Origin of the sequence: Pinirhizobacter sp. (assembly GCF_035317885.1) — a bacterium.
GTDB lineage: Bacteria > Pseudomonadota > Gammaproteobacteria > Xanthomonadales > Rhodanobacteraceae > Pinirhizobacter.
The window spans coordinates 1-5,643 of sequence record NZ_DATHFX010000197.1 but is presented as its reverse complement, the minus strand read 5'-3'; the positions used below and the strand labels follow the sequence as shown (position 1 = coordinate 5,643).

Here is a 5,643-nt window from a genome sequence, read left to right as displayed (position 1 = left end):
ATTCCGTGGCCTCGATCGAGGCGGTGCGGGAAAACAACCAGGAGAGCGACGCCGACTGCATGCGTCGCTACCAAAGTGGCGATACCAGTGGCTTCGAGGTGCTCTACCTCCGCTACCGTCACCGGCTGCATCGTTACGTATTGAGGCTCGCTGGCCGCCCCAGCGAGGCTGAGGAAGTATTCCAGGAAGTATGGGCAGCGGTGGTCAAGGCGCGCGCCACCTGGACACCTGACGCCTCATTCACCGCATGGCTTTTCGGCATTGCCCATCGGCGGGCGGCCGATCGCTGGCGAAGCCTTGGGCGTCATTCGCCCGATGCCCACGAAGGAACCGACGATGGCCTGGAGTCGCTGGCCGACGCGGAAGCGCCGGATGCATCCGGTCCAGAGCGACATGCCCACAACCTGACATTGCAAAGCGCGTTGCTGGCCGCCGTGCTGGACCTGCCGTTACCACAGCGCGAGGCGTTCCTGCTGAAGGCCGAGGGCGACCTGAGCGTCGAGGAAATCGCTGCAGCCACCGGAGTGCCGCGCGAAACGGCGAAGAGCCGCCTTCGATATGCCCAGTCCCGGCTTCGCCAGGCCCTGGAAGTGTGGCGATGAGCGACGATCTGCTCGACCAGCTGGTAGTGCTGTACCGAACGGCGGCCCGCGAAACGGCGGCGCCGCAGATGGATGACCGCGTGCTTCGGTATGCCCGGCAAAGAGAATTTCGTGGCCTGGGAATCGGGGCGATCGGCCTTGGCCTGGCCCTCGCGGCCTCGATGCTGCTCTGGGTGTCCATGCCGCGCGATCCCGGTGTGGCGCTTGCCTCCCCGGTGGCTATGGACATGACCTCGGCCGCGCCTGGTTACAGCGAGGGCCGTAGCCAGTCCTATCTAATGCAGATGGATGTGCGGCCGCCCGATTCGCCAGTAGCCCAGTACTTGCGCCAACACACGCCCTGATGGGCGCTTGTTCCACTCAAGGAGATTGATATGAAGAAGCGTTTGACGCTCGCACTGGCGTTGGTCCTCACGGCGGGTACGGCGTTGGCAGGTCCCATCCCCACAGGGTGGTTCAGGGCGGGCACCGCACCGGCAGATTACGAGCTGGGCACTGACAAGGGTGACACCGCGGGCACCTGGAACGCGTACATCAAGGCAAAGTCGTCCGCCGCGGGCGGCTTTGCGACCATGATGCAGACGATCAACGCGTCGAATTACCGAGGCAAGCGTGTGCGCCTTTCTGGCGTGCTACGTACCCAGGACGCGAACAAAAGCCAACTGTGGATGCGCATCGACGGCAACGACAAGCATCCGGTCGGCTTCGACAATATGGATCAGCGTCCCCTGCGCGATACCACAGGATGGACCCACTGCGAAATCGTGCTCGACGTTCCGGCTGAAGCGGTAGACATCGCCTATGGCTTCCTGCTGGACGGCAAGGGTAGCGTGTTCGCAAGGGATTTCAGGCTGGAGGTGGTCGGCAACGAGGTCCCTGTCACCGGTAACATCCATCCAGTTCTGCCCCTCGCGCCGGTGAACATGGGATTCGGACCTTAATGGAGGTGCGTCAACGCTGCGGTCGATTCAGATAGACCGGATTCCCGAGCAGAAGCAGCCGTCCGTCGGTAGCGCGCGCCTCGGCGCGTAGCCAGTGCGGTTTGCCGTCGCCGGCAAGATGCGTGGCAATGATGGCTCCGGAGGTAGCAGTGTCGGGCAGAGGCTTGCCGTCGAGAAGAAGGGTGAGCTTCGATCCAGCCGGTGCTTTCATGCTGGCCTGCACGTTTACGTCGCTGCCAGGGCCTGCCTTGAGCTCATCGCCCATGCCGGCCTTGTCCGCGCCCACACTGGCCTCCAGGTCGATCATGCGGTCCGTCGTGCCTTCGGTATCGATGAAGACATGCCCGGCGCGGATGCCATCCAGGATCGCCGGCATCGACAGTTCCGTGGCGTGCACGACGGTAGTCGGCGTGCCCACCGGGATGTCCGGCTCGGTAAGAATGGGCACGGCGCGATGGTTGTCGCTGCCGCCCACGGCCGTGGGGCGGAAACCCTGCGCCAGTTGCTTCTCCCAGAAGGGAATACCTGAATCGGGGCGCACGGAGTCCGTGCCGTTCACCGCTTCGATGGCCTGCACCAGGTGCATGTCCACCGGTGGATTGGGTGTCCAGCCGCAGCCCATGCATTCCTCGCCGCTGGGGCGGACGGCGTGGTTGATGGACAGCACGCCATGCAGCGGTGCAACGCTCTTCAACAGGGTATTCCAGTCGGGAACGGTCTTGCTGCCCACGCGGAAGTCGACCGACGTCGGTACGCCCCACAGGTTGGCGTGGCCCTGGAAGGTGGTGAGCTCGCGGCCGGGAATAAGCAGCAGGTTGTCGAAGTAGGGCTGCAGCTCGCGGATATCACTCAGGTGCGATGAGGTGTTGTGGTCGACGATGGCGATGAAGTCGAGCTTGCGCTTCGCCGCCGCCTCCACGGTAAGGAATAGCGGGCAGGGCACCTTCACGTGGTTACCCTGGCTCAGGCAGCTGCCGTCGCTGTGTGCCGTATGCATGTGCAGGTCGCCGCGATACCAGCCCGGTTGCTTGCGAAGCGGCGGATTCAGGACATCAGGCCCCCATGCGGTGGCTGCATCGCGCGAGAACCACACCTTCGCTGTGTAGCTGGCATGGGCGGTGGCGCGGATGTTGGGTATGCCCAGCAGCAGCGTCCATTTGCCCGGGCGGATGGCGCCGGGCAGGAAGGCGGCCGTGGCATCGCTGGCCGAGACGGTGAATATCCGCTTGGAGCCGCCCGCCCAGCCGCGGAAGCCGTCCTGGCCCTTGAAGCCATCCGGGCCAAGCAGGCCCAGGTCGATCGTAGTGTGGTCTTCCTTGCCCGTGGCCTCGAAGGCGATGGTGATACGGGTGACACCGGCGGGAACGTCGAAGGTGACGTTCTTATAGGTGTGGTTGTCCCGGCCTGTGATTTCCCCGTGCAAGGTAAGGTCGCTCTTGTCCTCGGCCCGGGTGGGCAGGGGGGCAAGCAGCAGTCCGGACACCAGGGCAAAAGCTGCGATTCGTAGGCTCATGGTCAGAAACGATACATGGCGGCGAGGCGGAAGCTACGGCCCAGCAGCGGACGGGCAATGAATGTATTGGCGCCTGCATCGGTGCTCGACAGCTCGCCGGCGCGCGGATTGCCTTCGGTCAGGCCGAGCGAGTTGTTCAGGTTATCAGCATAGAAGAAGAACGACAGGGCCGGCGTCCAGTCGTAGCGGGCGCTGAAACCCACGGTCTTGTACGAGGGCAACACCACGGAGTTGGCGGTATCGACGAAGCGCTTGCCTTCGTATTCGTAGGACACCTGCAGGCGCAGGCGGCCGTCGAGCAGGTTCACGCCAGGCACGATGCGGTAGCTCACCTTGGGCACGCGGATCAGCTGGTCGTCCTCGTAGTCGCGTAGCACCGGTGCACCGGCCACGACTTCCGTATAACGCAGGCCCTTGTACTTCGGCTGCTGCAGGGTAGCGTTGAACTGCACGTCGAACATCTTGCTGGGATAGAGCGTGCCTTCCAGTTCCAGGCCGTAGGTCTTGGTGTCGGCGTAGCCGGTCTGCGCCGTGGAAGCCTGGGAGTTCGGGTCGAACACGTAATTGCTGAACTGCACGTCGTTGTACTTGGTACCGAACGCCGTGGCATAGAGGTCCACGTAGCGATCGCTGTACTTGTAGCCCGCCTCGCTCAGCTTCATCGTCTGGATGATCGGCACGGCCGTGGGGCTTGTGATGTACGAGCTCAACGACGGCAGGCGGAAGGTCGAGGTATAGCGGGCAAAAAGGCCCTGGTGATCGTCGAACTGGTAATTGGCACCGAGCGTCCAGCCGAGCTTGTGGAAGCTATGGTCGTAGTGCGCGTAGTCGCCGCTGCCCGTGGAGATGTTCGAATCGGCCAGGGTGCCCAGGTTCACGGTCGTCTTCAGTTCCGTATAGCCCTGGGTATTCACCTTCTCCCAGCGCGCGCCGCCGTCGATGCGCAGCTTGTCCGTTACCTGCCACTCGTCGGACGCATAGACCGCGTTGGTGGAGGACCGCCCGCTGGCATGTTCCCACTCGTAGCCATTGCGGTAGATGCCGTTCTCGGTGAGCGTGCCTACCGGTGCGCCGGTGGCGTCGAGCCCGATGAGGTCGAGCACACGGGCATTGTTCTGCGCATCGAGCAATACCGTGGAGGAATATCGGTCGAAGCGCTGGTTGAAGTTGGCCAGGTAGTAACCCAGGCTGATGTCATGCGTCTGGCCGCCGAACTCGAACTTGCGAAGAAGGCGCGTGTCGTTGATCAGCTCCTTCACCGGCATCGTTACGCCGCGTGCGCCACCGAGTATCACCAGGCCATTGCCGTTCTGGTTGGCGGTATCGAACACCTGGCCGTTGTCGTGGTAGCGGAACTGCAGTGCGGTGGCGCCGGGGTAACTGGCAAGCTGCTTGAGGTTGTTCGGATCGGTAAGGAAGGAATTGGCGCTTTGCACGGCGTTGGGGAACACGCCGTTTCGCGTGGTGTCGGTATCGCTGTAGCGAAGGCTCTCGGCAAGCTTCCAGTCGTCGCCGAGGTCCAGGTTGAACTTGGCCGTGTACTGCGTGCGCTTTACGTGGGTGCCTTCGCTGTTGTCGAAATCGTACGGGCTGCCATCGCCTTCGCGCAGCACCAGGTGCTCGGTCTCGGGGCCGGCCAGGGTGCCGTAGTTGCCATTGAAACCAGGCACGGCGCGGATGTCGCCGTTGCTGTTGGTGCGCATGGGGATGCCAAGGTACAGCGCCACTTTGTCGTCCAGGTGCTTGACGTCGAAGCTGAAGTCGCCGCCTTCGAATTCCTTCGACAGCACGGCGCGCAGCTGGCCGCCTTTGTCCGCATCGAAGCCGGTGCGGCGAATGCCGTCGTCCACGCGCCAGAAGCCGCCGACGCCGAGCTTCCAACCCTGGCCCACTGGCGTGCCGTACCAGAAATCGGCGCGGTTCAGGCCGTAGTTGCCCACCGTGTACTTGATCAGGCCTTCGGGGGTGTCGCCTACCTTGCGCGGGATGAAGTTGATGGCGCCCGCTGGGGCATTGGAATAGAACACCGACGACGGGCCGCCGCGTACCACTTCGATGCGCTCGATCGTCTCGTCCAGGCGGAAGGCCTGGTCGGCATTGAGATAGCCCAGGGCCGGATCGTGCTGCACGGGGATGCCGTCTTCGAGCAGATTCACCGAGCCGTAGCCGTCGACGGGAATACCTCGCGCCCGGATGTTGCCGCTGGCCTCGCCGCCGGATGCTTCCACCCAGAAGCCGGGTACCGATTTCATCGCCTCGGTGACGCTGGTGGGCGCCTGCATGCGCAGGCGGTCTTCGTCGATGGTGGTGACGGAATAACTTGTCTCCGCCTTGGTACGCGTGTCCACGCCCGAGCGCGCGGTAACCACGACATTCTCCAGCGATGTGGCTTTCTTTTCGGGGGCGTTTTGATTGTCGGGAGCGGTTGACTGGTCTTGCGCGAAGGCTGGAAGGGCGAGTGCGCCCACGGCGACGAACAGGGCGACGCGCACGGCGCGGCGCAGGATCAGGGAAGACATGGCAGTGGACGACTCCGGTAAGGAACGAAGACGGCAACGGGAAGGTTCACGCCGTGGGGACGGCGCTT

General features: G+C 63.6%; 5 protein-coding genes. 3 read left to right on the top strand and 2 right to left on the bottom strand.

Annotated features, from left to right (window positions below; genetic code table 11):
* The 3 genes from VK519_RS06180 to VK519_RS06170 all read left to right on the top strand — a co-directional run.
* Positions 1-602, top strand: a 602-nt coding sequence (locus VK519_RS06180; protein WP_324348281.1) for a sigma-70 family RNA polymerase sigma factor, incomplete at its 5' end; no start/stop codon positions are given.
* A complete protein-coding gene (locus tag VK519_RS06175) occupies positions 599-946 on the top strand; it encodes a hypothetical protein (RefSeq protein ID WP_324348279.1) in 348 nt (115 codons plus the stop codon). The genes VK519_RS06180 and VK519_RS06175, both read left to right, overlap by 4 nt.
* Before the next feature lie 30 nt (positions 947-976).
* The gene (locus VK519_RS06170) at positions 977-1,543 is read left to right on the top strand and encodes a hypothetical protein (protein ID WP_324348277.1); all 567 of its coding nucleotides are present in this window, start codon (positions 977-979) and stop codon (positions 1,541-1,543) included.
* Between the two features lie 10 nt (positions 1,544-1,553).
* On the opposite strand, the gene VK519_RS06165 is transcribed toward VK519_RS06170, so the two are convergent.
* Together VK519_RS06165 and VK519_RS06160 are read right to left on the bottom strand one after the other, a co-directional pair.
* Positions 1,554-3,056 carry a CehA/McbA family metallohydrolase gene (locus tag VK519_RS06165; protein ID WP_324348275.1) on the bottom strand — a complete coding sequence of 501 codons (1,503 nt, stop codon included), beginning with the start codon at positions 3,054-3,056 and terminating at the stop codon, positions 1,554-1,556.
* A 2-nt stretch (positions 3,057-3,058) separates the two neighbouring features.
* Positions 3,059-5,575: a TonB-dependent receptor gene (locus VK519_RS06160; RefSeq protein ID WP_324348273.1), complete on the bottom strand. Its 2,517-nt coding sequence runs from the start codon at positions 5,573-5,575 to the stop codon at positions 3,059-3,061.
* Between the last annotated feature and the right edge of the window lie 68 nt (positions 5,576-5,643).